Source organism: Microvirga sp. CF3016 (assembly GCF_036314085.1).
Lineage (GTDB): Bacteria > Pseudomonadota > Alphaproteobacteria > Rhizobiales > Beijerinckiaceae > Microvirga.
This window is the reverse complement of sequence record NZ_JAYGGM010000003.1, coordinates 260973-286969: the sequence shown is the minus strand read 5'-3', so window position 1 is coordinate 286969 and position 25997 is coordinate 260973. Positions and strand designations below refer to the sequence as shown.

Here is a 25997-nt window from a genome sequence, read left to right as displayed (position 1 = left end):
TTGGGCATAGTCTTAGATGCCGCAAGAACGCACAAAAAAAGCCCATAGTGTCGAAAAGGATACCGTGATGCCGCAGAAGGTGCCGAGGGTTCAGGGATGCTCCGTGGAGCGGACCATGAGCCTGATCGACGGCAAGTGGAAGATCATCGTCCTCTACAAGCTCCTGCGCGGAACCTTGCGTTTCAACGAGTTGCGCCGGCTCATCCCATCCATCACGCAGCGTATGCTCACCCATCAGCTGCGCGAGCTGGAGGCGGACGGCCTCATCGTCAGGACCGTTTACGCCCAGGTGCCGCCCCGGGTCGAATATACGCTCTCCGGCCGCGGTCGATCTCTGGAACCCGTGCTGATGGCCATGAAGGAGTGGGGTGACGAAAATCTGTCGTCTGAACAGGCCGAGGCAGCGTAAAGTGCCTGTGCGGTGCAGCAACTTTACCCTACTTTGTTCAGATCTTTATGCTTTTGTTGCGCAACCTGTCGCACTGTGGCAACGCTCCCGCGGTTAGAGCATTTTCGGCGCAGCGGACCCGGTTCGCCGCCACAAATGCGATCAAGCAGAGGGAAGAGCTGATTTCCTGCAAGGGAAACGGCTCGATACACATAAGAGGATGCGCGCATGAAGCTGGATACACCGACCAGCGGAAGCGAATTGACGGCCTCCGCCGTCGCCGTGCTGGAATCCGGACACAAGGCCGTTCCGCCAACCTTCGTGCGCGATCTCTACGGGCGCGTCCCGCCGGAGGACTTGGCTTCCTATTCGCCGCAGACCCTGGCGGATCTCGCTGCGGAAGCCTTCGAGCACCTCAAGGCCTCGCGCACCGGCGATGGCGCCGATATCCGCCTCTTCGATTTCCAGATCGAGCGCGAGGGCCGGCGCCAGGACGTGTCGGTGCTCGAGATCGTCAACGACAACATGCCTTTCCTGCTCGATTCGACCCTCGCCGAGGTCGTGGACCAGGGCTACGAGCCGCTGCTCGTGGCCCACCCGATCCTGGCCGTGGAACGGGACTCGAGCGGCGCTCTCGTGCGCCTGGTGGGCGAGGCCACGGCCGCCCTGCGGCTCGGCGTGAAGCGGGAAAGCTTCATCCATATCCACCTGCCGCGCATCGACGACGCGGAAACCCGCACCCGCCTGATCGAAGCCATGCGCCTGGTGCACAGGGACGTGTCCGTAGCGGTCCACGACTGGCCGGGCATGCGCGCCCGGATCGCCGAGATCGTGCACAATTACCGCCTCAATCCTCCGCCGCTGCCGGAGGACGATGTGAAGGAAGCCATCGCGTTCCTCGACTGGATCGCTCGGGACAACTTCACCTTCTTAGGATTGCGCGAATATCGCCTGCCCTCCGGGGACACGGCGGCCGATCCGGTCGAGGGCTCGGGTCTCGGCCTGTTGCGCGATCCCTCCGTGCGCGTGCTGCGCCGCGGCCGCGAGCTGGTGGCGATGACGCCGGAAATCCGCGCCTTCCTGGCGCGCCCGCAGGCGCTGATCATCGCCAAGGCGAACGTGAAATCCCGCGTCCATCGCCGCGCCCATCTCGATTATGTGGGCGTCAAGCTGTTCGACGACAGCGGTCATCTGCGCGGCGAATTGCGCATCGTCGGCCTGTTCACGGCGAGCGCCTATACCAACACAACGGGCGAAGTGCCATACTTGCGCCTCAAGGTGGCGAAGGTCGTTTCCCATGCGGGCTTCGATCCCGCGAGCTATGCGGGCCGCGCGCTCCTCAACGTGCTCGAAAGTTATCCGCGCGACGAGCTGTTCCAGATCGACGAGGACACGCTCTATCGCTTCGCTATCGACATCATGAACCTGTCGGAGCGTCCGCGGGTGCGGGCGCTCGCCCGCGTCGACGAGTTCGACCGCTTCGTCTCGGTGCTCGTCTTCGTGCCCAAGGACCGTTACGACACCCAGGCGCGCCAGCGCATCGGCCAGTTCCTGGCGGGCATCTACGAGGGGCGCGTTTCAGCCTCCTATCCCGATTACCCGGAAGGCCCGCTCGCGCGCACCCATTACATCATCGGGCGCGACGAGGGCGAGACGCCGGACGTGCCGCGCGAGACCCTGGAGAAGGGCATTGCCGCCATCGTGCGCACCTGGAGCGATGCCCTGCGCGACGCGCTCGACGGCAGCGTCGGCGGCGCCCGCGCCCGTGCCCTGGCGTCCCGCTACGGCGAGGCCTTCAGCGCGGCCTACCGCGAAGCGTTCGGGGCCGAGCAGGCCATCGCGGACATCGCTCTCCTGGAGCAGCTCTCGGAGGCCCGTCCCCGCGCCGTCGACCTCTATCGCCGCGAAGGCGACGATGAGACCCGCGTGAACCTGAAGGTGTTCTCGCTCAATGTGGCGCTGCCCCTGTCGGAGCGGGTGCCGCTTCTGGAGAACCTCGGCTTCCGGGTGGTCAACGAGAGGACCTACCGGGTCGCCTTCAGCGCGACGGGTCGGGTGTGGCTTCACGACATGACCCTGGAGCGTGCCTCGGGAGGCACCATCAAGATCGATGAGATCCAGGCACTCATCGAGGCGGCACTGCTCGCGCTCTTCCGGGGTCTCGCGGAATCGGATGGCTTCAATCGCCTCGTGATCGAAGCGGGCCTGGGCTGGCGCGATGTGGCCATGGTCCGCGCGTTCGGCCGTTACCTGCGCCAGATCCAGGTGACCTACGCGCAGGATTACATCGCCGAGACACTTGCCCGCCACGGCGCCATCGCGGCCGATCTGGTGAAGCTCTTCTACGCGCGCTTCGACCCGCGCCAGGATAAGAACCGCGCCGGCGCCGAGGCGGCGATCCGCGAGCGGATCGAGGAGCAACTCAAGGAGGTCACGAGCCTCGACGATGATCGGATCTTGCGCCGCTTCGTCAACCTGATCGAATCAGCGATCCGCACCAATTTCTTCCAGCTTGAGGACAACGGCCTGCCGCGCCAGACCATCGCGTTCAAGTTCGAATGCGCCAAGGTGGAAGGCCTGCCGCTGCCCAGGCCCCTCTACGAGATCTTCGTCTATTCGCCCCGCGTCGAGGGCGTGCATCTGCGCTTCGGCAAGGTGGCGCGTGGAGGCCTGCGCTGGTCCGACCGGCCGCAGGATTTTCGCACCGAGGTGCTGGGCCTCGTCAAGGCGCAGCAGGTCAAGAACGCCGTGATCGTGCCGGTGGGCGCCAAGGGCGGCTTCGTGCCCAAGCATCTGCCTCCGGCGAGCGACCGGCAGGCCTGGCTCACGGAAGGCACCGAGAGCTACCGCATCTTTGTGCGCACGCTGCTGCAGCTCACCGACAACATCGTCGGCGACAGCGTGGTCCCTCCCGCCGATACGGTGCGTCATGACGGCGACGATCCGTACCTCGTGGTCGCGGCCGACAAGGGCACGGCCACCTTCTCGGACATCGCCAATGCGCTCTCCATCGAGAAAGGCCATTGGCTCGGCGATGCCTTCGCGTCCGGCGGCAGCCAGGGCTACGATCACAAGAAGATGGGCATCACCGCCCGCGGCGCCTGGGAGGCGGTGAAGCGCCACTTCCGCGAGATCGACGTGGACATCCAGACGACGCCCGTGACCGTGGCGGGCGTCGGCGACATGTCGGGGGATGTGTTCGGCAACGGCATGCTTCTGTCACGGGCCCTCAAGCTCGTGGCGGCGTTCGACCACCGCGACATCTTCATCGATCCCAATCCGGATCCGGAAGCCTCTTATCTGGAGCGCGAGCGGCTGTTCAATCTGCCCCGTTCGAGCTGGCAGGATTACGACAAGAGCCTAATCTCGCAGGGCGGCGGCGTGTTCCCGCGCAGCGCGAAATCGATCCCGCTCTCGGACGAGATGCGCACGCTTCTCGACATCGACAAGCCGCAGGCCACGCCGGCCGAGGTGATGAACGCGATCCTGAAAGCCCGCGTCGATCTGCTCTGGTTCGGCGGCATCGGCACCTATATCCGCGCGTCGATCGAGACCGACGAGCAGGTGGGCGATCGTGCCAACGACGCGATCCGCATCACCGGTCCGGAGGTGCGCGCCAAGGTCATCGGTGAGGGCGCCAATCTCGGCGTCACCCAGCGCGGGCGCATCGAGGCGGCGCAGAGCGGCGTCCGCCTCAACACGGATGCCATCGATAACTCGGCGGGCGTCAACACCTCCGACGTGGAGGTGAACATCAAGATCGCGCTCACCACCCCGGAACGCGACGGACGTCTCAGCGAAGAGCAGCGCAACGAGCTGCTCGTTCACATGACCGAGGATGTGGCGGCCCTCGTCCTGCGCAACAACTACCTGCAGACCCTGGCGATCTCGCTCTCCGAGCAACTCGGCGTCGCCGATCTCGGCTTCGCGCGCCGGCTCATGCACATGCTGGAGGCCCAGGGACGCCTCAACCGGGCCGTCGAGTATCTGCCGGACGACAGCACCCTGGCCGAGCGCGGACGCCGCGGGGAGGCCCTGACGCGGCCGGAGCTCGCGGTGCTGCTCGCCTATGCCAAGCTTTCCCTGCACGACGAGCTTTTGGAAAGCCCCGTGCCGGACGATCCGTATCTCGGCAAGGAGCTGGAGCGCTACTTCCCGGCCGAGATGCGCGAACGTTTCCCGGACGCGATCGCAAGCCATCGCCTGCGCCGCGAGATCATCGCGACGCAGCTTGCCAACGCCATCATCAACCGGGGCGGGCCGACCATGGTGGCACGCCTCGTCGACCAGACCGGCGCCGATGCCCCGACCATCGCGGCCGCCTATGCGGCGACCCGCGATTCCTTCGGCCTCACCGAGATGAACGTCGCCATCGATGCCCTCGACGGTGTCGTGTCGGGCCAGGGTCAGCTGCGCCTCTACGGCGAATTGCAGGATCTCCTGATGAACCGGATCGTCTGGTTCATCCGCAACGTGGATTTCGTCAACCATTCCCTCGACGAGATCATCGGCACTTACCGGGCCGGCATCGCCGAGATCGAGCGCAACCTCACGGAAACGCTCTCGCCCGAGGCCCGGACGGCCTGGGACGCCCGCACCAAGGCGCTGGTGGACGAGGGCACGCCGGAGGACCTGGCGCGGCGCATCGCGTCGCTGCCCGATCTCGTGGCGGCGCCCGATGTCGTGCAGACGGCGCAGAAGACCGGTAAGCCCGTCAGCGACATCGCCTGCACCCATTTCGCCCTCGAGGCCTCGTTCCGGCTCGGCGCGCTCATCAGCGCGGCGCAGCAGATCAATGTCAGCGACTATTTCGACCGTTTGGCGCTCGACCGTGCCATCGACAGCATCGCCTATGCCCATCGCGGCCTGACGGCGGAAGTATCGTCTCAGGATCTGTCCGGCGCCGAGGCGGTGCGTGCCTGGAGCGAGAAGCGCGGCGCCGACGTCAACCGCATCCGGAGCGCGGTCGACGGCATCGTCTCGTCGGGCCTGACCCTGTCGAAGATCACCGTGGCGGCGAGCCTGCTCGGGGATCTTGCGCGGATGAGTTGAGGCCTTGTCGGGTCAGACTGGAGACGCGCAGTTCCACCATGCGTTTCAGGTCCGATTGTCCGAGTTGATGCGGTGGCGCCGGGACGTCCGGCGCTTCCGTGCCGATCCGGTCGATCCTGCGGCGCTGCGTTCTCTCATCGAAATTGCTGCCCTCTCGCCATCCGTCGGCAACTCTCAGCCCTGGCGCTTCGTCCATGTGGCCTCTGCGGCCATGCGCGAAGCCGTCGTTGCGAGCTTCGAGCGCTGCAACGCCGAGGCCCTTCAGGCTTATGACGGGGAGAGGGCCAATCTTTATGCCCGTCTCAAGCTCGAGGGACTGAGGGAGGCTCCCGTGCATCTTGCCGTGTTCTGCGATGAGCAGACACAGGACGGGCATGGTCTGGGACGGCGCACGATGCCGGAGATGCTGCGGTATTCCGTCGTGGCCGCCGTTCAATCGTTCTGGCTGGCTGCGCGGGCCAAGGGCCTCGGGGTCGGCTGGGTCTCGATCCTCGATCCCGAGGAGGTCAAGCACGCACTCGACGTCCCATCGACGTGGACGCTCATCGCGTATTTGTGCGTCGGTTATCCTGTCGAGGCGCATCTCGATCCCGAACTCCAGAGACATGGCTGGCAGGACCGCTTACCTTTCGATTCCATCTTCAAGGAACGTCGATGAGCGCTTCGCGCCCCGCCATTCTGGGCTGGCTTCTGTTCGACTGGGCCTGCCAGCCGTTCTTCACCCTCGTCACCACCTTCGTGTTCGCGCCCTATTTCGCCTCGGCGCTCGCGCCCGATCCGGTGACAGGGCAGAGCCTGTGGGGCTATGCGACGGCGGCGGCGGGGCTCGTGCTCGCCGTCCTGTCGCCGGTCCTCGGCTCCATCGCCGACGCGACCGGGCCGAAGAAGCCCTGGATCGCCACCTGCGGCCTCGTGCTGGTCATCGCGTCTTTCGCCCTGTGGTACGCCGCGCCGGGGCAGCCCTTTGCGATCGCCGTCGCCCTCATCGGATTCGCCTTTGGCACGGTGGCCGTGGAGGTCGCGGCGGTGTTCAACAACGCCATGATCCCGCATCTCGTGCCGCCGGAGCGCTATGGCCGCCTCTCCGGCACCGGCTGGGCCATGGGCTATCTGGGCGGCCTGGTGTCGCTCGTGATCGTGCTCGGCTTCCTCGCCGCCGATCCGGCGACGATGAAGACGGTCTTCGGCCTGGATCCCCTGTTCGGCCTCGATCCGGCCACCCGCGAAGGCGACCGCGTCACGGGACCGTTCTCGGCCCTGTGGTTCCTCGTCTTCGTGCTGCCGCTCTTCCTTGTCACCCCCGATGTCCCGCGCTCGGGGATGCGCCTGAACGAGGCCGCGCGCAAAGGACTTGAGCAGGTGAGGAGCACCATCGCGGACGCCCGTCGGCACGAGAGCGTCGGGCGCTTCCTCATCGCCAACATGGTCTATCAGGACGCCCTGGTGGCGCTCTTCGCCTTCGGGGGCATCTACGGGGCGGGCGTGTTCGGCTGGCAGGCCATCGAACTCGGCATCTTCGGCATCCTGCTCACCATCACCGGCACGATCGGCGCCCTGATCGGCGGGCGGCTCGACGATCGCATCGGCGCAAAGCCCGTGATCCTCGGGGCGATCGTCACTCTCGCCCTCGTCTGCGTCGGCGTGCTCTCGCTCGGGCGCGATCACGTCCTCTTCGTGGTGCCAGCCGCGCCCCCGGCGCCCGATGACGGCCTCTACGCCTCCGCGCCCGAAAAGATGTTCGTGCTGCTCGGCCTTGTCATTGGCTCCGTCGCTGGACCGTTGCAGGCTTCCTCGCGCAGCCTGCTGGCGCGGCTCGTACCGGCGCGGGAGGCCGGGCGTTATTTCGGCCTGCTGGCCCTGTCGGGAAAGGTCACGTCCTTCCTCGCGCCACTTGCCGTTGCGGTTGCAACGACGATCTTCCAAACCCAGGCGGCAGGACCGGCGGTGCTGATCCTGTTCCTGCTCGTCGGGTTCTGGCTCTTGAGCGGCGTGAAGCGCGTGTGAGCGCTGGTCACTCCAGCGTCACCGCCGTGCCGCTGACCGACACCATCATCATGCCCTCGTTCTTGCCGAGGCCGCCGTAATCGAGGTGGACGCCCACGATGGCATGGGCGCCGAGGCGCTGTGCCTCCTCGATCATCTCCTGGATAGCCGTGTCGCGCCCATCGCGCAGGACGCGCTCGTAGGAGCCGGCCCGTCCGCCGACCACGTCGCGGATGGAGGCGAAGAAGTCGCGGAACACGTTGGCGCCGAGAATGGCCTCGCCCGAGACGATGCCGCGATAAGAGGCGATGCGGCGGCCTTCGATGGACGGCGTGGTGGTGATGATCATGGCTTTCTCCTGCTGCTCCGCTTCAGATGGGAAGGGAGGGGAGAAATGTCATCGTCACCCTGATTGGGGGAGACGGCGACCCGATGAGGCCTGCACGTCATGGCCGTCCCCGGACTTGATCCGGGGATCAGTCCCGGTCATCCCGATCCTATGAAGCAGCGCGCACCACCGAGCGGGATCACCGGCACAAGGCCGGTGATGACGAAGGATGAACCTCGGCGGACCCAGTCCTTCAATGCCGGAAGTGCCGGTGTCCCGTGAACACCATGGCCAGACCCGCCTCGTCGGCGGCCTTGATCACCTCCTCGTCGCGCATGGAGCCGCCGGGCTGGATCACCGCCGTGGCGCCGGCCTCGGCCGCGGCGAGGAGACCGTCCGCGAAGGGGAAGAAGGCGTCGGAGGCCACCACCGAGCCCTTGGCGAGGGTCTCAGGGAGTCCTGCGGCCTTCGCGGCCTCGGCGGCCTTCCAGGCGGCGATGCGGGAGGAATCGACCCGGCTCATCTGGCCGGCCCCGATGCCCACCGTGGCGAGGTCCCTGGCGTAGACGATGGCATTCGACTTCACGTGCTTGGCGACCCGGAAGGCGAAGCGCAGATCCTCCAATTCCCGGTCGGTGGGCGCGCGCTTCGTCACCACCTTCAGGTCCATGGCGTCGACCACCGCGTTGTCCCGGTTCTGCGCCAGGAAGCCGCCCGCCACCGTGCGCAGCGTCAGGCCCTCCTGGCGCGGATCGGGCAGGCCTCCGGCGAGCAGGAGACGCAGGTTCTTCTTGGCGGCCACGATCGCGATCGCCTCCTCGGTGGCATCAGGCGCGATGATCACCTCGGTGAAGATCTCGGTGATGGCCTTCGCGGCCTCCGCATCGAGCGGCCGGTTCATGGCCACGATGCCCCCGAAGGCCGAGACCGGATCGCAGCGAAGCGCCTTCTCGTAGGCCTCGCGGAGCGAGATGCCTTCCGCCACGCCGCACGGGTTAGCGTGCTTGACGATCACGATGGCGGCGGAGCGCTCAGGGGCGAATTCCGCCACGGCCTCGTAAGCCGCGTCGGTGTCGTTGATGTTGTTATAGGAGAGCTGCTTGCCCTGCACCTGGCGGGCGGTGGCCACGCCCGGCCGGCTCTCCGGCGTGCGGTAGAAGGCGGCGCTCTGGTGCGGGTTCTCGCCGTAGCGCATCACCTCGGCGATGGAACCGCCGAGCGCACGGAAGGGCGGCGTTTCCTCGGCGAGCTCGGCGGCGAACCAGTTGGAGATCGCCGCGTCGTAGGCAGCCGTGCGGGCATAGGCCTTCTGGGCGAGACGGCGGCGTAGCGTGTAGGTGACCGAGCCGTCGTGCCTCGAGAGATCCTCCAGGACGGACGCGTAGTCGGCGCCGTCCACCACCACGGCCACGTCGCCGTGGTTCTTGGCGGCCGCGCGGATCATGGCCGGCCCGCCGATATCGATGTTCTCGATGCAATCGTCGTAAGGCTTGCCGGCCGCGACCGTCGCCTCGAACGGGTAGAGGTTCACCACCAGGAGGTCGATGGGCTGGATGCCGTGGGCGAGCATGGCCGCCTGATGCTCGGGGTTCTCGCGGATGCCGAGGAGCCCGCCGTGGACCGCCGGATGCAGCGTCTTCACGCGCCCGTCCATCATCTCAGGGTACCCGGTGAGCTCGCTCACGTCCTTCACGGGCAGGCCCGCCTCGCTGAGCGCCTTATGCGTGCCGCCGGTGGACACCAGCTCGATGCCGCGCTCGGAGAGCGCGCGGGCGAAGTCCACGAGACCCGTCTTGTCGGATACGGAAAGCAGAGCGCGGGAGACGCGCTTCAGGTCGCTCGGCATGACGGCCGCTCCATTCAGGGAAAAGATGCGGGCGCGATACCACGGGAGATCAGGGATGGGAACCTGTTGCGGCCGCAGGGGATGGATGTCCAGTTGTTATAACGGTCCTACTGCCGGTGCCACCCTTCGGGCACGAAGCCGCGACAGGCCAGGGCCACGGCTGCGAAGGAGCGTGGGCCGTCCGGCTCGCCCGCCTCGTAAGAGGCCCGCAGGGCCTGTTCGAAGGCCGTGCGCCTCGTCTCGTCGAGCCCGGTCACGTATTTGCCGAGCGGTCCCTCTCCGGCGGCGTAGGGCCACCAGAAATCCTCGAAGGACGAAAACTCCATGCGGATCATCAGCGGGATCTCGGTGACGTCGGAAAGGCCGATCCGGGTCCAGAGCGCGCGCATCTCGCCCGGCCTCGTCAGCGGCTTGAAATAGCTCTCGCGCCTCGAAATAGCGGCGGAGGGATCGAGAACCGCGGCGGTATCCCAGAACATGCGCTGGACCGGCATCCCGCCATAGCTGTCCCAGACAGCGGCGGCCACGATTCCGCCGGGCCGCGTCACGCGGGTCATTTCCCGCAGAGCCTGCTCCGATTCCGGAATGAAGTGAAGGACGAGCAGAGCAAGCGCCCGGTCGAACGAGCGGTCCTCGAACGGAAGCGCGCAGGCATCGCCGCGGGCGATGGTGATGCGGGGATCGGCGTTGCGCGCCCGCGCGGCTTGGACGTAGACCTCGGAATAATCGATTCCGTCGATGCGGCCGATCTCGGCGACCTCCGGGATGGCGAAGGTCAGGCTGCCCGTGCCGCAGCCGACATCGAGCACCCGCTCGCCCGATTCCAGCCCGGCGAAGGCGAGGAACGGCCCGGCCAGCCGCCGGCTCCAGCGGCCCATGAGCTGCTCATAAACCTCGGCACTCTTCGCATGAAATTTGGAGGACATGATGTGCTCCCATTCTCGTCAGAGGCTTCGAACGCAACACCGCGTCATCTTAGCAGATCGGCGAGCCGGGCCTTACCTCCGATGATCAATTGCCTGGCGAAACGGGCTCCCGCCATGGTGCTTCGGCAAGAGCGAGCACGATTCAGACGCGGAGGGCAGCCATGAGCGAACTCGAAAAAGGCATCACGCGGGCCGGCGAAGGATACCGGGGCAAGTCGTGGAACATCCTGGGCCAACTCTATTTCCCGAAGGCCTCCTGCGGCTCGACCTTCGCGTTCGAGACCAACAGCGAGCCCGGGCAATACGTGCCCGTTCACATCCATCCCGAGCAGGACGAGTTCATCCTGATGCTCGAAGGCGAGCTCGATCTGAAGCTCGATGGCGTCTGGACCAAGGCGAAGGCGGGCGACCTCGTGCGCATGCCGCGGGGCGTTCCGCACGGCTATTTCAACAAGTCGGACGCACCGGCGCGCGCGCTGTTCTGGGTCTCGCCCGCGGGCAGGCTGGAGGCCCTGTTCGATGCCCTGCACGACCTGAACGACATCCCGCGGGTGCTGCAGCTCTCGGCCGCGCACCAAGTCGATTTCCTGCCGCCCGAGGCAAACGAATGAAACGCTAGATCAGCTCCGGTGCCTGATCCTGGGGCTCGCCGGGGTTGAACGTGCGCGCGAGGCGCTCGAAGCGCCAGCGCACCGTCGGCGTCTCGCTGGGGCGGATCGTCAGCACGATCTGCTCCGTGCGTCGCATGCCCTCGGCGGTGGCGAGAAACACGCTGTCCTCAAGCTCTGCTTCGATTGGGACGGCCGAGAACTGCCAGGCCTCCCGGTTGGGCAGAACCAGCATCACCACGCGGCCGCCCTGCGCGCGGCTCGCCTTGATGCCGGGTGCCAGATGGAAGCGGATGACGGCCTGCACCGTCCCGGCCCGGCCGCCGTCGCTGAAGAAGCTGTCCTCGCCCTCCAGCACGTTGCCCTTGGGGGCGAGCTGCCAGCGCCGCTCGTGGGTGATGCCGAATCGGGCCTTGTAGCCGTCATGGCTGGCGCTCAAGAGTTGGGCGTGCTCGCGCTCGCTGCGCTCCGCCGTCACGCGCTCGGGCCCGCTGATGACCACGGGGCCCACGCGGCGCAGGATCCAGGCGGAGATCCGCCGCTGCAGCCAGTTCCCTTTCTTGTCGACGATCTGGCAGGACGAGACGTCGTCGATGGAGGCGGTGGAATGCGCCACCGTCGAGCGCGCAGCCTGGATAATCGCCGGGCCGGCGATGGTGGGCGTGCCGCAATTGACCACGATGCGCTGCGCAGCGCTCGAGAACTCGAAGGACAGGCAACCGGCTGCCGCATCCTGGGACAGGGGCCGCGGCGGCGGCGCGCCCACATCGGCGACGAGCAGCGTGCGTCCCGCCTCCAGGCGCTCGTAGCCGGAATGGGGCGCGTGGTGGATCGGCTGGCTGCGCATGTCGTCATAGGTGAGCAGCGTCGCCAGATGATCGGCGGCGGTGACGCCCATGCCGTTGAAATGGGAGAGCGTGCCGTCCCCGTGCCGGAACAGGCGCACCATCGGGAGCATGCGGTCGACGGCGTGGAGCAGGGCGTCGGGGGTGTCGACCTCGCGGCTGGCGAACATCTGGCGCAGGGGCAGGAGATCGAACAGGAGGTCGACGACGATGCGCGGGTTGCGGCTCGCATGGCCGCCATCGGCCAGAATCTGCCGTTCGAGCTCGCGGGCGAGCAGGCGGCTTGCGCGCCTTAAGCTTCGGTCGAGGCCTTCGCAGCAGAGGCCCGCATAGCAGAGTGCGATGCCGGCCATGAGCTGCTGGTAGGGCAGGGCGCCGGAGCGGACCTGGCGCTCCAGGGTGCGCACGTGCTGGCCGATGATCTTCAGGAAGCGCTGGTAGAAGGCATGATCGGCGCCTTCCAGGATCAGGGGCGACTGGCTGATGAAGGACATGAGCCGGCGCGCCGTGATCTCCGGGCTGCAGGCGATCCGCCTGTCGCCGAGCTTCGAGGTGACGAATTCGTCCACCAGGGAGCGGGCATTGGCCTGGGCGAGCGCGGTGCCGGCCGCCCTTAAGTGCCGCAGCCAGCCGAAGCCGTAGAGCGCCTCGGCCCAGGCGCGGCTCGGGGGCGTGAACGCGAAGGGCGAGCGTCCGCCGGTGGTGATGGCGCGGCCGGAAAAGGCGAAGAAGCCGGAATAGATGTCGGTCGCGATGGTAGGATCGGCCGTGCGCAGATCCTGCGGGGCGAACAGCAGGCGCGTGGGCAGCGGCGCGCTGGAGAGCCGGGACAGGCTCCAGATCGTGCTCTCGCGCATGGCGCGGCCGGCCTCGCGAGCGGCAAGCCTGTACAGACGCCAGCGATCCGGCCCGAAATCCACCCGTGGCGCTCCCCTCGTTTGCTTGAATCTCAGCCAACTTAGGTGAGGAGTTCCTGCTGACTGGTTAACAACAGGTAAGAGACGATTCACCGTGTTCACGATCCTTTGTGCACAAACCGTGCGACAAAGAAGCCGTCGAGGCCGCCGCGGTCGTGTTCGGCGAGCGCCACGTGGCTCGGCAGGGTGCGCAGATCCCCCTGCGGCGTGATGCATTCGGTCAGGCCGCCGATCTCGTCCGCGGTGATGGGCCTGCGGGTGAAGTCAGGATGACGGGCAAGGAAGGCTTCTGCCTGCTGCTCTCCTTCCTCGGATTCCAGCGAGCAGGTGCAGTAGACCAGCCGCCCACCCGCCTTCAGGAGGCCTGCCGCCTTGTCGAGCAGGCGCGCCTGCAGGCCAGACAGCTTGCGGATGTCCTCCTCGCTCTTGGTCCAGGCCACATCCGGGTGGCGGCGGATGGTGCCGGTGGCCGAACAGGGAGCATCGAGCAGGATGGCGTCGAAGGGAGGAGCATCGAGCTTCTCCGCGTCCAGCGCCCTGGTCTCGGCCTTGAGATTCAGGCGGGCGAGATTCTCTTCCAGGCGCTGCAGCCGCTTGGCTGAACGATCGACGGCGAGCACCTCGGCGCCGGCGGACGCGAGCTGCGCAGTCTTGCCCCCGGGCGCGGCACAGAGATCCGCGATGCGCTCGCCGGGCTTCGCCTGCAGGAGGCGGGCCGGCAGGGCGGCGGCGGCATCCTGCACCCACCATTCGCCCTCCTCGAAGCCCGGAAGCTCGCGGATGGCGGTGCGCTCCTTGAGACGGACGCTGCCGGTGGGCAGGAGAACGCCGCCCAGGCGCTCGGCCCAGGCAGCCGGATCGCTCTTCACGGTCAGGTCGACGGACGCCATGGAGCGGTGCGCTTCGGCGATCCTTGTGGCGAGCGGCTCGCCGTATTGGGCGATCCAGCGCTCCTCCAGCCAGGTCGGCGTGTCGAGCCAGGGATCGTCCTGGCTCAGAATCTGCTCGCGCTCGCGGGCGACGCGGCGCAGGACCGCGTTGATGAAGCCGCCCGCGTGATGGAGCTTGGGATCTTCCTGGGCGAGCGCGACGGCGCTGTCGACGGCGGCATGGTCCGGCACGTCGAGAAACAGGATCTGCGCCGCCCCGATGGCCAGGAGGTGCATCAGGCGCTCGTCCTTGGGCGGCTTGTTGAGCCGCTCGCGCAAGGCATGGCCCAGGGTGCCGAGGCGGCGGAAGGTCACGATGGCAATGGCGCGGGCGAGCGCCTCGTCGCGGACGGAGAGGTTTTCCCCGCGGGAGAGCTCCTCCATGACGTCGTCGAGCGGCACGCGCCGCTTCAGGGTCTCGGTGACCGCCGTCCAGGCCAGGCGGCGGGGTCCGAGCCCCGCCTGTTCGTTCGATTGATCCAAAATCTATCCCCAAGGCCCGCGGCGGGTGCCGGTCGGGCCCGTGACCGAGCCGCCATGAGAACCCCCAGTGGATCCCCATGGACTCGATGCGCTCTGCGTGAAGAGGCCGGGCTGCTGCGCCGGCGTTCCCATCTCCTGCGCCAAAGCGTGCAGGGCCGCAATCCGGTTTTCCGTCGCGGGATGGGTCGAGAACAGGTTGTCCACGCCCCGGCCCGACAGCGGGTTGATGATGAAGAGCGAGGCGGTGGCCGGCCGGCGCTCCGCATCGGGGTTGGGAATCTGCGCCACGCCGCCGGCGATCCGCGCGAGCGCCGAGGCGAGCGCCAGCGGCTGGCCGCAGATCTGCGCGCCCATCCGGTCGGCATCATATTCCCGCGAGCGGCTGATCGCCATCTGGATGATCATGGCGGCAATCGGCGCGAGCAGGGCGGTGCCCAGCATCACGATGGGGTTCGGCCGCTCGTCGCGCCCGCCGAACAGGAAGCCGAACTGGGCCAGCGTCGCGATGGCGCCCGCTATGGTCGCGCTCACGGTCATGATCAGGGTATCGCGGTTCTTGATGTGGGCGAGCTCGTGCGCCATCACGCCCGCCACCTCGTCATGGGCGAGCATGTGGAGGAGGCCCGTGGTGGCCGCGACCGCCGCATTCTCCGGGTTGCGGCCGGTGGCGAACGCATTGGGCTGCGGATTGTCGATGAGATAGACCCGCGGCATCGGCAGGCCGGCGCGCCCGGCGAGGTCGCGCACCATGCGGACGAGTTCCGGCGCGGTGCGCTCATCCACCTCGACGGCATGGTGGGCGGCGAGCGCCAGCCGGTCCGAGTTCCAATAGGCGAAGATGTTGGTCGCGAGGCCCAAGCCCAACGCGATCATCATACCGGTTCCGCCGCCGAGAAAGTAGCCGACGACGCCGAACAGGGCCATCAGGCCTGCCAGCAGCATTCCGGTCTTGACGGTGTTCATCGGGGTCTCCACCTCGTGGTCAACGACAATTGATCCGTTTCAACCCTATGTGGGAACGGTCCAGCTCCCTCCCAAGACCTCCCAAGAGGAGCGAGCCTCTGGCATAAGGCACCTCATGAGCATGAACGACAACACTCCCCCGGCGAGCCCCATTGAGGGTGCAGCCCCCGGCAAACCCCTGTCTCCTGCCGCCCAGCGCGCCTTGGAGGAGGCAGCCCAGCGCCGCCTCGAGATCGACGCCCGTGCGGCCGAGATCGCCAAGCAGAAGGAGCTCCAGGGCCGCGGCGGCCTTGAGCCCGTCCGCTACGAGGATTGGGAGGTGAAAGGCCTGGCGAGCGATTTTTAGACCGCGCTGCCGAATCTGGTTTGGTGCTCCACAGGGGCTGTCTTTACCCGATTGATCTATGTGCATAAGATATGCGCATGGATTTTGGAGGTTCATCATGCCTAGGGGAGCTGGAGCGGTGAGAGAGCGGCGTCCCACCAATGTCTCTCTTCCTGTCGAGCTCGTGGCCGAGGCGAAAGCCCTCGACATCAATCTCTCCCAGGCGTGTGAGCGTGGCTTGGCGCATTCTGTGGCGGAGGCCCGGAGGGCCCGCTGGCTTAAGGACAACAAGGAAGCCATCGAGGCCTACAACGTGATGGTCGAGCGGGACGGATTGCCCCTGGATGAGTTCCGGCAATTCTGATGGGCCAATTCGACGTTTATGCCGGCGTCGGCCGTTCGAACCGGCTTGTGGTCGATCTGCAATCCGACCTTCTGGCACCGATCGCCACCCGCATCGTTGCGCCGCTCTTTCAGCGGAGTGAAACACCGGTCCTCACCGAACTCTCCCCGCCGGTTCGCATCGATGGACGCGAATTCGTTGTGATGATCCCACTGCTGGCGTCCATTCCCGTGCGTGAATTGCAGCGCCCTGTGGGCTCCCTTGTTTCCGATCAGGACGCAATCAAGCGGGCGCTCGATGTTCTGTTTCTTGGCTTTTAAGTACGTTGCAGGCGGGGCAGCTGCACACGAAATTCGGATCGCCGCAAAAACTTTTCAGCCGCATGTCACATCCGGCTTTCCCGTCTCGTCTTAACATCGTCAGCACCACGACAATGAGGACCAAGACGATGAAAGCCCGATTGATTCCCTTCGACGTCGCTCCCGGCTCCGTGAAGCCGATGATCGAGCTGGAAAAGACCCTGAAGAACAGCGGTCTGGAGCACAGCCTGTTCGAGCTGGTGAAGATCCGCGCCTCGCAGATCAACGGCTGCGCCTATTGCATCCACATGCACACCAAGGACGCCCGCGCCAGCGGCGAGACCGAGGAGCGGATCTATCTCCTCAGCGCGTGGCGCGAATCGCCCCTCTACAGCGAGCGCGAACGCGCCGCGCTCGCCTGGACCGAGGCTTTGACTCTCGTGTCCGAGACCCATGCGCCCGACGCGGATTACGCGGAGCTGAGCCGGCACTTCACCCCCGTCGAGCAGGTCAACCTGACCCTGCTGATCGGCGCCATAAACGCTTGGAACCGCTTGGCGATCGGCTTCCGGTCCGTCCATCCGGTCGAGGCGAACCGTGCGGCCGCCTGACTGTGACGCGGTGGACCAGTTCCAGCCCCTCAGGTCGGGGCTGGTCCGCCTGGCCTATCGCATGCTCGGCTCGATCGCCGAGGCCGAGGACGTGGTGCAGGAGGCCTATATCCGCTGGCACCAGACGGATCGCTCGGCTATCCGCGAGCCCGGCGCCTTCCTGTCGAAGACCGTCACACGCCTGTGCCTCGACATCCTCAAGTCGGCGCGGGTCAAGCGCGAGACCTATATCGGACCCTGGCTGCCCGAGCCGGTTCTGGACACGGACCCGGAGGAGGACATGAGCGAGGATCTGTCTCTCACCCTGATGATGGCGCTGGAGCGGCTCTCGCCCCTGGAACGTGCGGCCTTCCTCCTGCACGACGTGTTCGGCCTCGGCTTCGACGAGGTCGCCGCGACCCTCGATCGGGATCCCGCCGCCTGCCGCCAGCTCGCGGCGCGGGCGCGAAAGAACGTGCGCGCCGATCGCCCCCGTTACCCCATTGACCGGGAGGAGGGCGAGCGCATGACCGATGCGTTCTTCGCCGCCTCGCGCAGCGGCGACGTGACGGCCTTGCGAAACCTCCTGGCGGAGAACGTCGTCTCCTACACGGATGGCGGCGGCATCCGCAACGCGGCGCTCAACCCGCTCTTCGGCTTCCGCCGGGTGGCAGGCCTGTTCCTGGGCGTGGCGCGCAAGAGCGGAGGCCAATTGCCTCCGGTGCTCTACAAGGGGCTGATCAACGGCCTGCCCGGCTTCGTCACCCTCGAACAGGACGGCATCGTGCAGACCACGAGCCTCGACATCGAGGACGGCCGCATCGTCGGGGTCTACATCGTGCGCAATCCCGAGAAGCTCGGGCATCTGTCCGGCCTGATCGGCTCCAGCATCCTTTCCTGACGTGGATGGCGGCGAAGCAGCGGTTGTTCCCTCGCCGGCCGCCCGCTACCTTGCCCCGAAAGGGGTAGGCTCATGGCGGGGACGAGCGAGACGGCACGGCTGACGATGTTCCGGGATCTCCTGGGTGACGCGCATCGCGCGCTCGATCTCCAGTTCGGCTTCGAGCTGTGGGACGGCTCGACGATTCCGGCGGATCTTCCGTCCTATGCCCTTCGGATCGTCATCAAGCGCGAGAGCGTGGTCGCCGCTCTCCTGCGCCGCCCGAATCTCGACACGGCGCTCAACGCCTATGTGGCGGGCCTCATCGATCTCAAGAACGGCACCATCTTCGATCTCGCCTCCCAGCGCCCGCAGAAGGCCGGCAAGCGTCTGAGAGCCCTGAACAAGCTGAAGGCCCTGAAGGTCGCCTATCATTTCCTGCGCGCGCCCGCCGACATGCCGCGCCCCCTGGTCCGGCCCGCCGAGGACACCGGCGCCCGCGACGGCAGGCCCTCCACCAACAAGGCCAACATCGCCTACCATTACGACGTGTCGAACGCCTTCTACCGGCTCTTCCTCGATCCGGAGATGGTCTATACCTGCGCCTATTTTCAGCCGGACTGGCACGACGACCTCGCCCGGGCGCAACGGGACAAGCTCGACATGATCTGCCGCAAGCTGCGGCTGAAAGCCGGCGAGCGCCTGCTCGACATCGGCTGCGGCTGGGGCGCCCTCATCTGCCACGCGGCGCAGCATTACGGCGTCAAGGCCACCGGCGTGACGCTCGCGGAAGAGCAGGCCGCGCTGGCGCGGGAGAAGATCGCGCGCCTCGGGCTGCAGGACCGGGTCGAGGTCGTCCTCAAGGACTTCACGCAAGTCGAGGGCGAGTTCGACAAGATCTCGTCCATCGGCATGTTCGAGCATGTGGGGATCGCCAACCACCCGACCTACTTCCAGACCGTCCACCGGCTGCTGAAACCCCGCGGGCTCTATCTGCACCACACCATCGCCCGGCGGGCGAAGCGTTCGGACAAGGCGTTCGGCCGCCTGAGGCCCGAGGCCAAGGCGGTCATGCGCTACATCTTCCCCGGCGCGGAGCTCGACCACCTCGGCATGTCGGTGGCCAGCCTGGAGCGCTTCGGCTTCGAGGTGCACGACGTGGAGGCCTGGCGCGAGCACTACCAGCGCACGACCCGCCTGTGGTGGGAGAACCTGAACGCGCGCCGGCAGGAGGCGGAAGCCGAGGTGGGCGCCGAGAAGACCCGCGCCTGGCTGCTCTACCTGTCGGGCGTCTCGCTGGGCTTCGAGCGCGGCGTCATCGGGGTGAACCAGACGCTGGCCTCCAAGCGCACCCGCGGCGCCTCGGGCCTGCCATCGAGCCGGGCGGATCTTTATCTTCCTTCCGGAACCAGCCAGCCGCGATAACGCACCAGACGTCCGATCAACGGCAGCCCGATCGTCACGTCGAAGCCGTAGCGGCCTTCATCATCAGCAAAGGCTTTCGCCAGCGTGTATGGAGCCGCCCGCCGGGCCAATCGCACGGGACCGATGCGCCAACCCACGACCTCCAGGTCGAAACCGGATTCATGCGGCGTGATCTCCAGCTCGACATCGAACGGCCCAAACCGCTCATGGAGACGTCGTGGCTCATCGCCGGGTTTCAGTGTGCTGCGGAAGACCGAGCGCCCGAAACGGCGAATCCAGACTTCCCCGTCTCCGGATCGTCTCAGCAGCACATCGGCCGGTTCGTTCGACGCACCGGACGGGAACCCGATCAATTTCGCGATGATCTTTGCCGTTCCGTTTTGTGCGCCGTCGATGGCGGCGCGGCCTGTCAGGTGGAGGGGTGCGTTCGTGTGGACGTCTCGCACCACGGCTGGAAGGCGCGCGATGTCGGATCCCAAAACCTTGTCGAAGAGTCCTCGGCCTTCGGGCCAGCTGTAGGCATTCCGCACCGTGATCCGAAATCGGCCGAACTCGTTCGCGATGTCCTTGAGGGACAGGAGGTCGCCTGCGACCCTTGCGCCGCGTGTCGTAAAGCGGCCATCAAGCAGACCCCGAACCAACGCGAGGGCTGGCAGGACAGGGATGTTCGGGCCGTCGCCTGCGGCCGCGACGAGGGACCAGCTCGCCCTGATGGCTTGCCCATCCCGACCTATTCCCGATGCCTCCACGCTCATGCCGCCGCGATCCGTTCCCAAGGACTCGAACCCCGATGCGATGGCTTGCAGGAAAGCCGCGGTGGGGCGGAGGGAGCGAATGAATCCGGCACGGACCGGCAGCATCAGAAGCCAAAGACCGAGGTGCAGGATCGGCAGCTCGAGCCCCGCTCGAAACAGGACGGTGCGGGCTGAGGGATAGCGGGTCGGGAGGAGGTCGAGATCCGGCGTTTCGCATAAGGAGAGCCAGCGTGGCCCGAGGCCCGGCATGTCCCGCCTCACGAGGTCGCCCCAGCCCGGTCTCGTGGTCCAGCGCCCGTCGCGCTTCACGCGAACCGGCTGTCCCGCATAGGCGAGAATGGCCTCGATCACGGATAAGCCGCGGGGTGCGCGATTGCCGGGCGAGATGGCAACGGCGATCTCGTCGACCCGTTGCCAACCTTCGGTCTGCATCGCCACGACCGCGCTGGAAAGGGCGGGAGTCGAGCTGGCGCCCGTTGCAACGAGCACGTTTGCCGCACGTGCGGCCGCGTCAAGAGCCGAAAAATCCGCCACGAAGTCGCGGGCGTCGGCGAGATCGACATAATGGCAGCCTGCCGCGATCGCGGCCTTCGCCAGATGAGGTTCTTGTCCCTGGAACGGTCCGGCGGCATCGACGACACAGAAGGGCTTCGACGTGCGCATCGCGTCGAGCGGCGCATCCCTGTCGATCACGATCACGTCGATGCGCCGGTCGCCGTAGCGCGTCTTGAGGTCTTGAACCAAGCCCGCATGGCGCTGAGGCCGGCGCCCGCCGATCAGCACGATTGCATCCGTGGTGGCGAGCAGGCTCTCGACGAGCCTCCGCCCGAACGCGCCCGCCCCGCCCACGACGAGAATACGGTCCGTCATGAGAGGCGCGCCAAGCCTGAATCATCGCGGCGCCGGGCCCCTATCTCCAGTGCAGGGGGCCGGAAGCGAGGGGTCCTGTTCCGTCCGATCACGAATGAGACCCGGGAAATCTGGCGACACTGCGTCTTGGTGCAACGAAGTTTCATGGCTTCTTGTAGCCCAATCCGCCGCCGGCGGTAAGGTCGAGGCCATGGCTTGTCAGGGCACCACCATCACCCGCGTGCCGACGCTCACCTGGTCGTAGAGATCGACGATGTCCTCGTTGAGCATGCGGATGCAGCCGTAGGACGCGTAGGTGCCGATGGAGGCGGGCCGGTTGGTGCCGTGGATAGCGTATTCGTCGAGATCGAGGGTGAGCGCCCGGGCGCCCATCGGGTTGTTCGGCGCGCCGCCGGGGATCACGTCGGGCAGGCGCGGGTTGTCGCGCTTGACCTCGTCCGGCGGCGACCAGGCGGGACGGACATACTTGCCGTCGATCCGCGCCTCGCCGAACCATTGCTTGCCGGGCTTGCCCACCGCCACCCGGTAGCGAAGGGCCGTGCCGTCGCCGCGCACGTAATAGAGCCGGCGCTCGCCGGTCTTGATCACGATGGTGCCCGGCGACACGCGCCCCTCGAAGGGCACGACCTCGCGGGCGGAGGCGGCCGTGGCGGCGACGCCGATGAGGGCGGCCAGGGCGAAAGCGGCGCGGATGCTCATGTCTCGAACCCTCCTGGGAAACCGTGAGGGTGAGACGCGAAAGATAAGGCTACGGTTCCGGCCCGTCCCGACGGGAGAGGTTCAGATCACCGGGTCCCAGGCCAGCATGCGCTCGCGCGCTTCGTGCGACGCCGGGTGCGGCTGGCGGTTCACCATCCGGGCATGGAGCCGCTTCACCGTGCGGCTGGCGGTCGTGAGGAACAGGAAGGGCAGGAAGGCGTGGACCAGGGCCGCAAGTCCGGCCGCGAGCAGCGGGCCGGCGAAGCTCATGGCGACGTGCATGTGCTCGAAATAGCTCTCGCCGACGGATTCCGGATGATCGGTGAACAGACGCTTCAAGGACATGGGCTGGGCTCCTCTCAGTCCGAGCTTCAAGCCTACGCTCGGACCGGGAGGAGCTCAACCGCGTTCCTGCGGCCAAGCTGTGCGCCCCGTCACCTGGCGAGCATCCGGACAAAAACATGGCCCGGACTGCGCCCGGCCATGGTGAGAATGTGTCCGGCGGCGAAGCTTAGGCCGCCTGCGTGCGCTTGTTCTGGCGGTTGGTGATGAGGTCGTCGACGACCGCCGGATCCGCAAGGGTCGAGGTGTCGCCGAGCGAGCCGAACTCGTCCTCGGCGATCTTGCGCAGGATGCGGCGCATGATCTTGCCCGAGCGGGTCTTGGGCAGGCCCGGGGCGAACTGGATCAGGTCCGGCGAGGCGATCGGGCCGATCTCCTTGCGCACCCAGGCCACCAGCTCCTTGCGCAGCTCTTCGGACGGCTCCTCGCCAGCCATCAGGGTCACATAGGCGTAGATGCCCTGGCCCTTGATGTCGTGCGGATAGCCGACCACGGCGGCCTCGGACACCTTCGGGTGCGCCACGAGGGCGGACTCCACCTCCGCCGTGCCCATGCGATGGCCCGACACGTTGATCACGTCGTCGACCCGGCCGGTGATCCAGTAATAGCCGTCCGCATCGCGCCGGCAGCCGTCGCCGGTGAAGTACTTGCCCGGATAGGTCGAGAAGTAGGTCTGCACGAAGCGCTCGTGGTCGCCGTAGACCGTGCGCATCTGGCCCGGCCAGGAATCGGCGATCACCAGATTGCCTTCCGTGGCACCCTCCTGCACGTTGCCCTCCGCGTCGACGATCTGCGGCTTCACGCCGAAGAAGGGGCGCGTGGCGGAGCCGGGCTTGAGCTTGGTCGCGCCGGGCAGCGGCGTGATCAGGATGCCGCCGGTCTCCGTCTGCCACCAGGTATCGACGATCGGGCAGCGGTCGTCGCCCACCACCCGGTGGTACCATTCCCAGGCTTCCGGGTTGATCGGCTCGCCCACGGAACCGAGCAGGCGAAGCGACTTGCGCGAGGTCTTTCTCACCGGCTCCTCGCCGGCCTGCATGAGCGAGCGGATCGCCGTGGGGGCGGTGTAGAAGATGTTGACCTGGTGCTTGTCGATCACCTCCCAGAAGCGGGAGATCGTCGGGTAGGTGGGCACGCCCTCGAACATCAGGGTCGTGGCGCCGTTGGCGAGCGGCCCGTAGAGGATGTAGGAATGGCCCGTCACCCAGCCCACATCGGCGGTGCACCAGTAGATGTCGCCGTCATGGTAGTCGAACACGTATTGATGCGTCATCGCCGCGTAGACGAGATAGCCGCCCGTGGTGTGCAGCACGCCCTTGGGCGTTCCCGTGCTCCCTGAGGTGTAGAGGATGAAGAGCGGATCCTCCGCGTTCATCTCCTCATAGGGGCACTCGTCGGACACGAGCTCCGCCGCCTCGTGGTAATAGACGTCGCGGCCCGGCACCATGTTGACCGCCGAGCCCGTGCGGCGCACCACCAGCACGTGATCGACGACGCCCGCGCCGACGCGTTCGATGGCGGCGTCCACGTTCACCTTCAGCGGCACCTTGCGGCCGCCGCGCAGGCCTTCGTCGGCCGTGATGACGAAGGCGGATTTCGCGTCCTGGATGCGGCTGGCGAGCGAATCCGGCGAGAAGCCGCCGAACACCACGGAATGGATGGCGCCGAGCCGCGCGCAGGCCAGCATCGCATAGGCGGCCTCCGGGATCATCGGCATGTAGATCGTCACCCGGTCGCCCTTGGCGACGCCGCGGTTGCGCATGATATTGGCCATGCGGCAGACCTCCGCGTGCAATTCGCGGTAGGTGATCTTCTTCGACTCGGATGGGTCGTCGCCCTCCCAGATGATGGCGACCTGGTCGCCGCGGGTGTGGAGGTGCCGGTCGATGCAGTTATAGGCCACATTGGTGACCCCGTCCTCGAACCAGCGGATCGCCACATTGTCGGGGCCGAAATTGGTGTTCTTGATCCGGGTCGGTGGCTTGAACCAGTGGATGCGCTTGGCCTCCTCGGCCCAGAAACCCTCCGGGTCCCTGACGGAAGCCTCGTACTTGGCCCGGTAGCCCGCATCGTCCAGATAGGCGCGGTGGCTCCACTCGGACGGCACGTCGTAGATCTTCTCTTCCATGGCGCTTCTCCCAGACGCATCCCTGACAGATTTAGCGCTAGGTTTACGGAAGAAGAGAGGGGTCGGGCAAGCGGCCTGAGATCGGACTTTGGTCTTTGCTACTTTCGGGGTGCGGCGCACAAATGGCGCCCGGGGGCGCATGCCTTGAAATTCCTCCTCAGTCCGTTCCACCGAGGGCCTTGTGCGGATTACATGCGGCCTGCCAACCTCTGCTTCACCCAGGCTTCAGCCTCTTCCAGTGTCATGAAGCTCGGTGGCGCAATGCTCGCATCGCACGGGCCGAACCCCGCCTCCAGGTGCCAGCGTCCCTTGTGCTCAGGGACATGAGTTTGTCCATCCAGGCGCACGACGACGGCGGTGAGCTGATCATCCGCAAAGATGAGGCGGCCCTCGCTGTCGTGGCCGTCGATAAGCACCTTGACGGGCTGGAAAGTGATATCGAAGGGCATGGTGCGCTCCGCAGTTGCAGGCGGGAGCACACGCTACTCTCAGCCGCCGGCGCCTGGAATACCGTGCCGACGATACGAATCAACGGTCAGGAAGGGGATTTGTTCGGCACAATCGCGGCCCGGCATCGTTATTGCTCCATCGCTGATCGGAGCCCCGTTCGCTCAGAGTGCTCGACAGGGAAGGATAAGGATGGCAGCCGGTCCTCACTCGCCGCAGACCCTGATGATCCGCAAGCTGGAGAGTATTTTTCCCCTCCGCGAGGAGGAGAAGCAGGCGCTCCAGGGTTTGCCGGTGCAGGTCGTCGTTCTCGAGGCAGACCATGACATCGTGCGCGTCGGCGACAGTCCCTCGCAATGCTGCCTGCTGCTGGAGGGCTTCACCTGCGTCTACAAGCTGACCGCCGAGGGCAAGCGCCAGATCATGGCTGTGCACGTGCCCGGCGACATCCCGGACCTCCAGAGCCTGCACCTGAAGGTCCTCGACAACAGCGTCGCTACGATGAGCCAGTGCACGGTCGGGTTCATCCAGCATGACGACCTGCGCCGGGTGTGCGAGCGTTATCCTCGCATCACCGCCGCCTTCTGGCGCGAGACCCTGGTGGACGCCTCGATCTTCCGCGAGTGGCTGCTCAACATCGGGCGGCGCGAGGCCTACACCCGGATGGCCCATCTTTTGTGCGAGTTCCTGGCTCGGCTGAAGGCGGTGGGGCTGGTCAAGGATGCCACCTTCGATCTGCCCATCACTCAGGGCGAGCTGGCGGACTGCACCGGCACCAGCACGGTTCATGTCAACCGGGTTCTCCAAGCCCTTCGGGCCGATGGCCTGATTCAGTCCAGGGGCACGCAGATCACCATCCCTGACTGGGAGGCGCTGAAGGAAGCGGGCGAGTTCGACCCGCTTTACCTGCACCTGAAGCAGGATGAAGCCGCATGAGCCTCACCCATCAGCCTGTACGGGTCAACACCGGCTTCGAGGAAGAAGGCGTGCTGGTGTTCGACGAGCAGCAGCGGCTGGTCGCCGTGCTGGTCCATCTCTCGGACCGGAATGAGGTCGCTCCGGGGCAATGGTTCCTGGAGGCGGGCTTCGGCCCGCTCGGCGGTGTCACCCCTCATGCCTTCGCTGATCTCGACGCGGCACAGGAATGGATCAGGCAGCGTCTCGCCCTTTGGGTCTGACGCTGCGGACTCATGGTCCCATGGCGAATTGTTACAATCCGCCCATCCTGCAGATGATCGTCCATTCCTCGTCCGTCACCGGCTGCACCGACAGGCGGGAATTGTTGATCAGGATCATCTTCTCGAGGCCGGGCTCTCTCTTGATCTCGTCAAGCGTGACCGGGCGCTTGAAGGGCTTCACCGCCTTGATGTCGACCATGCCGAACTTGCCCGATTCGTCCGTGTGATCGGGGTAGTATTCCTTGATCACCTCGACGACGCCGACGACGGCCTTGCCCTCGTTGGAATGGTAGAAGAAACCCTGCTCGCCCTTTTTCATGGCCATCAGGTTCTGCTTGGCGACATGGTTGCGCACCCCGTTCCAGTGGGTGCCTTTCGGACCTTCCGCGACTTGGTCGTCCCAGGACCAGACGGAGGGTTCGGACTTGTAGAGCCAGTGGGCCATCGA

Annotated in this window: 25 protein-coding genes; 13 read left to right on the top strand and 12 right to left on the bottom strand. The window is 66.4% G+C overall.

Annotated elements, in window-relative coordinates; translation table 11 throughout:
- Positions 1-67: 67 nt before the first annotated feature.
- From VB672_RS05865 to VB672_RS05850, 4 genes are all read left to right on the top strand, one after another.
- Positions 68-409: a winged helix-turn-helix transcriptional regulator gene (locus VB672_RS05865; RefSeq protein ID WP_329783239.1), complete on the top strand. Its 342-nt coding sequence runs from the start codon at positions 68-70 to the stop codon at positions 407-409.
- Between the two features lie 207 nt (positions 410-616).
- Entirely contained in the window at positions 617-5440 is a 4824-nt protein-coding gene (locus tag VB672_RS05860) for an NAD-glutamate dehydrogenase (RefSeq protein ID WP_329783238.1), read from the top strand.
- A 4-nt stretch (positions 5441-5444) separates the two neighbouring features.
- Positions 5445-6098, top strand: a complete 654-nt coding sequence (gene bluB / locus VB672_RS05855) for a 5,6-dimethylbenzimidazole synthase (protein ID WP_329783237.1) — start codon at positions 5445-5447, stop codon at positions 6096-6098.
- Complete coding sequence (locus VB672_RS05850) at positions 6095-7444, top strand: MFS transporter (RefSeq protein WP_329783236.1); 1350 nt, start codon at positions 6095-6097, stop codon at positions 7442-7444. Before bluB ends, VB672_RS05850 begins: the two co-directional genes overlap by 4 nt.
- A 7-nt stretch (positions 7445-7451) precedes the next feature.
- Here VB672_RS05850 and VB672_RS05845 read toward each other — a convergent pair whose 3' ends face one another.
- The 3 genes from VB672_RS05845 to VB672_RS05835 form a co-directional block, all read right to left on the bottom strand.
- Positions 7452-7772: a heavy metal-binding domain-containing protein gene (locus tag VB672_RS05845; protein WP_329783235.1), complete on the bottom strand. Its 321-nt coding sequence runs from the start codon at positions 7770-7772 to the stop codon at positions 7452-7454.
- Between the two features lie 232 nt (positions 7773-8004).
- Positions 8005-9597: a bifunctional phosphoribosylaminoimidazolecarboxamide formyltransferase/IMP cyclohydrolase gene (gene purH, locus VB672_RS05840; protein ID WP_329783234.1), complete on the bottom strand. Its 1593-nt coding sequence runs from the start codon at positions 9595-9597 to the stop codon at positions 8005-8007.
- A 107-nt stretch (positions 9598-9704) separates the two neighbouring features.
- Entirely contained in the window at positions 9705-10523 is an 819-nt protein-coding gene (locus VB672_RS05835) for a class I SAM-dependent methyltransferase (RefSeq protein ID WP_329783233.1), read from the bottom strand.
- 161 nt (positions 10524-10684) lie between these two features.
- Between VB672_RS05835 and VB672_RS05830 the strand changes: the two genes are divergently transcribed.
- A complete protein-coding gene (locus VB672_RS05830) occupies positions 10685-11134 on the top strand; it encodes a cupin domain-containing protein (protein WP_329783232.1) in 450 nt (149 codons plus the stop codon).
- A 4-nt stretch (positions 11135-11138) separates the two neighbouring features.
- On the opposite strand, the gene VB672_RS05825 is transcribed toward VB672_RS05830, so the two are convergent.
- The 3 genes from VB672_RS05825 to htpX all read right to left on the bottom strand — a co-directional run bounded on the left by VB672_RS05825 (position 11139) and on the right by htpX (position 15268).
- On the bottom strand, positions 11139-12896 hold the full coding sequence (locus VB672_RS05825) for a heparinase II/III family protein (protein WP_329783231.1): 1758 nt from the start codon (positions 12894-12896) through the stop codon (positions 11139-11141).
- A 95-nt stretch (positions 12897-12991) separates the two neighbouring features.
- A complete protein-coding gene (locus VB672_RS05820; protein ID WP_329783230.1) occupies positions 12992-14305 on the bottom strand; it encodes an RsmB/NOP family class I SAM-dependent RNA methyltransferase in 1314 nt (437 codons plus the stop codon).
- 3 nt (positions 14306-14308) lie between these two features.
- Complete coding sequence (gene htpX / locus VB672_RS05815) at positions 14309-15268, bottom strand: zinc metalloprotease HtpX (RefSeq protein WP_329783229.1); 960 nt, start codon at positions 15266-15268, stop codon at positions 14309-14311.
- A gap of 115 nt (positions 15269-15383) precedes the next feature.
- Here htpX and VB672_RS05810 point away from each other — a divergent pair, with 115 nt between their 5' ends.
- The 6 genes from VB672_RS05810 (at position 15384) to VB672_RS05785 (ending at position 19130) form a co-directional block, all read left to right on the top strand.
- The gene (locus tag VB672_RS05810; RefSeq protein ID WP_329783228.1) at positions 15384-15614 is read left to right on the top strand and encodes a DUF1674 domain-containing protein; all 231 of its coding nucleotides are present in this window, start codon (positions 15384-15386) and stop codon (positions 15612-15614) included.
- A gap of 97 nt (positions 15615-15711) precedes the next feature.
- Positions 15712-15957 (top strand): type II toxin-antitoxin system CcdA family antitoxin, encoded by a 246-nt coding sequence (locus tag VB672_RS05805; protein WP_329783227.1) that lies wholly within the window; start codon positions 15712-15714, stop codon positions 15955-15957.
- Entirely contained in the window at positions 15957-16256 is a 300-nt protein-coding gene (locus VB672_RS05800; protein WP_329783226.1) for a CcdB family protein, read from the top strand. The genes VB672_RS05805 and VB672_RS05800 overlap by 1 nt, the downstream gene beginning before the upstream one ends.
- A gap of 128 nt (positions 16257-16384) precedes the next feature.
- Positions 16385-16846 carry a carboxymuconolactone decarboxylase family protein gene (locus VB672_RS05795; protein WP_329783225.1) on the top strand — a complete coding sequence of 154 codons (462 nt, stop codon included), beginning with the start codon at positions 16385-16387 and terminating at the stop codon, positions 16844-16846.
- Positions 16833-17726 (top strand): sigma-70 family RNA polymerase sigma factor, encoded by an 894-nt coding sequence (locus VB672_RS05790; RefSeq protein ID WP_329783224.1) that lies wholly within the window; start codon positions 16833-16835, stop codon positions 17724-17726. The genes VB672_RS05795 and VB672_RS05790 overlap by 14 nt, the downstream gene beginning before the upstream one ends.
- Positions 17727-17798: 72 nt before the next feature.
- Positions 17799-19130 carry a class I SAM-dependent methyltransferase gene (locus tag VB672_RS05785; RefSeq protein WP_329783223.1) on the top strand — a complete coding sequence of 444 codons (1332 nt, stop codon included), beginning with the start codon at positions 17799-17801 and terminating at the stop codon, positions 19128-19130.
- Here VB672_RS05785 and VB672_RS05780 read toward each other — a convergent pair.
- The 5 genes from VB672_RS05780 to VB672_RS05760 form a co-directional block, all read right to left on the bottom strand.
- Positions 19097-20755, bottom strand: coding sequence for a DUF4166 domain-containing protein (locus VB672_RS05780; RefSeq protein WP_329783222.1), 1659 nt, complete (start codon positions 20753-20755; stop codon positions 19097-19099). The genes VB672_RS05785 and VB672_RS05780 overlap by 34 nt on opposite strands.
- A 198-nt stretch (positions 20756-20953) precedes the next feature.
- Positions 20954-21454 carry a L,D-transpeptidase gene (locus VB672_RS05775; RefSeq protein ID WP_329783221.1) on the bottom strand — a complete coding sequence of 167 codons (501 nt, stop codon included), beginning with the start codon at positions 21452-21454 and terminating at the stop codon, positions 20954-20956.
- An 81-nt stretch (positions 21455-21535) separates the two neighbouring features.
- A complete protein-coding gene (locus VB672_RS05770; protein ID WP_329783220.1) occupies positions 21536-21799 on the bottom strand; it encodes a DUF6356 family protein in 264 nt (87 codons plus the stop codon).
- A gap of 166 nt (positions 21800-21965) precedes the next feature.
- Positions 21966-23924, bottom strand: coding sequence for an acetate--CoA ligase (gene acs, locus VB672_RS05765; protein ID WP_329783219.1), 1959 nt, complete (start codon positions 23922-23924; stop codon positions 21966-21968).
- A 188-nt stretch (positions 23925-24112) separates the two neighbouring features.
- Positions 24113-24373 carry a hypothetical protein gene (locus VB672_RS05760; protein WP_329783218.1) on the bottom strand — a complete coding sequence of 87 codons (261 nt, stop codon included), beginning with the start codon at positions 24371-24373 and terminating at the stop codon, positions 24113-24115.
- A gap of 190 nt (positions 24374-24563) precedes the next feature.
- On the opposite strand from VB672_RS05760, the gene VB672_RS05755 reads away from it, so the two are divergent.
- Positions 24564-25307 carry a Crp/Fnr family transcriptional regulator gene (locus VB672_RS05755; RefSeq protein ID WP_329783217.1) on the top strand — a complete coding sequence of 248 codons (744 nt, stop codon included), beginning with the start codon at positions 24564-24566 and terminating at the stop codon, positions 25305-25307.
- Entirely contained in the window at positions 25304-25549 is a 246-nt protein-coding gene (locus tag VB672_RS05750) for a hypothetical protein (RefSeq protein ID WP_329783216.1), read from the top strand. The genes VB672_RS05755 and VB672_RS05750 overlap by 4 nt, the downstream gene beginning before the upstream one ends.
- 31 nt (positions 25550-25580) lie before the next feature.
- Here the strand turns inward: VB672_RS05750 and VB672_RS05745 are convergent, their stop codons facing one another.
- Entirely contained in the window at positions 25581-25994 is a 414-nt protein-coding gene (locus tag VB672_RS05745) for an EVE domain-containing protein (RefSeq protein ID WP_329783215.1), read from the bottom strand.
- Positions 25995-25997 lie beyond the last annotated feature (3 nt).

What these genes read in the sequence shown, in the direction of transcription:
- VB672_RS05865 (WP_329783239.1), top strand. Translation starts at nt 68, where the DNA reads ATGCCGCAGAAGGTGCCGAGGGTTCAGGGATGCTCCGTGGAGCGGACC.
- VB672_RS05860 (WP_329783238.1), top strand. Translation starts at nt 617, where the DNA reads ATGAAGCTGGATACACCGACCAGCGGAAGCGAATTGACGGCCTCCGCC.
- VB672_RS05850 (WP_329783236.1), top strand. Translation starts at nt 6,095, where the DNA reads ATGAGCGCTTCGCGCCCCGCCATTCTGGGCTGGCTTCTGTTCGACTGG.
- VB672_RS05845 (WP_329783235.1), bottom strand. Translation starts at nt 7,772, where the DNA reads ATGATCATCACCACCACGCCGTCCATCGAAGGCCGCCGCATCGCCTCT.
- purH (WP_329783234.1), bottom strand. Translation starts at nt 9,597, where the DNA reads ATGCCGAGCGACCTGAAGCGCGTCTCCCGCGCTCTGCTTTCCGTATCC.
- VB672_RS05835 (WP_329783233.1), bottom strand. Translation starts at nt 10,523, where the DNA reads ATGTCCTCCAAATTTCATGCGAAGAGTGCCGAGGTTTATGAGCAGCTC.
- VB672_RS05830 (WP_329783232.1), top strand. Translation starts at nt 10,685, where the DNA reads ATGAGCGAACTCGAAAAAGGCATCACGCGGGCCGGCGAAGGATACCGG.
- htpX (WP_329783229.1), bottom strand. Translation starts at nt 15,268, where the DNA reads ATGAACACCGTCAAGACCGGAATGCTGCTGGCAGGCCTGATGGCCCTG.
- VB672_RS05810 (WP_329783228.1), top strand. Translation starts at nt 15,384, where the DNA reads ATGAGCATGAACGACAACACTCCCCCGGCGAGCCCCATTGAGGGTGCA.
- VB672_RS05805 (WP_329783227.1), top strand. Translation starts at nt 15,712, where the DNA reads ATGCCTAGGGGAGCTGGAGCGGTGAGAGAGCGGCGTCCCACCAATGTC.
- VB672_RS05800 (WP_329783226.1), top strand. Translation starts at nt 15,957, where the DNA reads ATGGGCCAATTCGACGTTTATGCCGGCGTCGGCCGTTCGAACCGGCTT.
- VB672_RS05795 (WP_329783225.1), top strand. Translation starts at nt 16,385, where the DNA reads ATGAAAGCCCGATTGATTCCCTTCGACGTCGCTCCCGGCTCCGTGAAG.
- VB672_RS05785 (WP_329783223.1), top strand. Translation starts at nt 17,799, where the DNA reads ATGGCGGGGACGAGCGAGACGGCACGGCTGACGATGTTCCGGGATCTC.
- VB672_RS05780 (WP_329783222.1), bottom strand. Translation starts at nt 20,755, where the DNA reads ATGACGGACCGTATTCTCGTCGTGGGCGGGGCGGGCGCGTTCGGGCGG.
- VB672_RS05775 (WP_329783221.1), bottom strand. Translation starts at nt 21,454, where the DNA reads ATGAGCATCCGCGCCGCTTTCGCCCTGGCCGCCCTCATCGGCGTCGCC.
- VB672_RS05770 (WP_329783220.1), bottom strand. Translation starts at nt 21,799, where the DNA reads ATGTCCTTGAAGCGTCTGTTCACCGATCATCCGGAATCCGTCGGCGAG.
- acs (WP_329783219.1), bottom strand. Translation starts at nt 23,924, where the DNA reads ATGGAAGAGAAGATCTACGACGTGCCGTCCGAGTGGAGCCACCGCGCC.
- VB672_RS05760 (WP_329783218.1), bottom strand. Translation starts at nt 24,373, where the DNA reads ATGCCCTTCGATATCACTTTCCAGCCCGTCAAGGTGCTTATCGACGGC.
- VB672_RS05755 (WP_329783217.1), top strand. Translation starts at nt 24,564, where the DNA reads ATGGCAGCCGGTCCTCACTCGCCGCAGACCCTGATGATCCGCAAGCTG.
- VB672_RS05750 (WP_329783216.1), top strand. Translation starts at nt 25,304, where the DNA reads ATGAGCCTCACCCATCAGCCTGTACGGGTCAACACCGGCTTCGAGGAA.
- VB672_RS05745 (WP_329783215.1), bottom strand. Translation starts at nt 25,994, where the DNA reads ATGGCCCACTGGCTCTACAAGTCCGAACCCTCCGTCTGGTCCTGGGAC.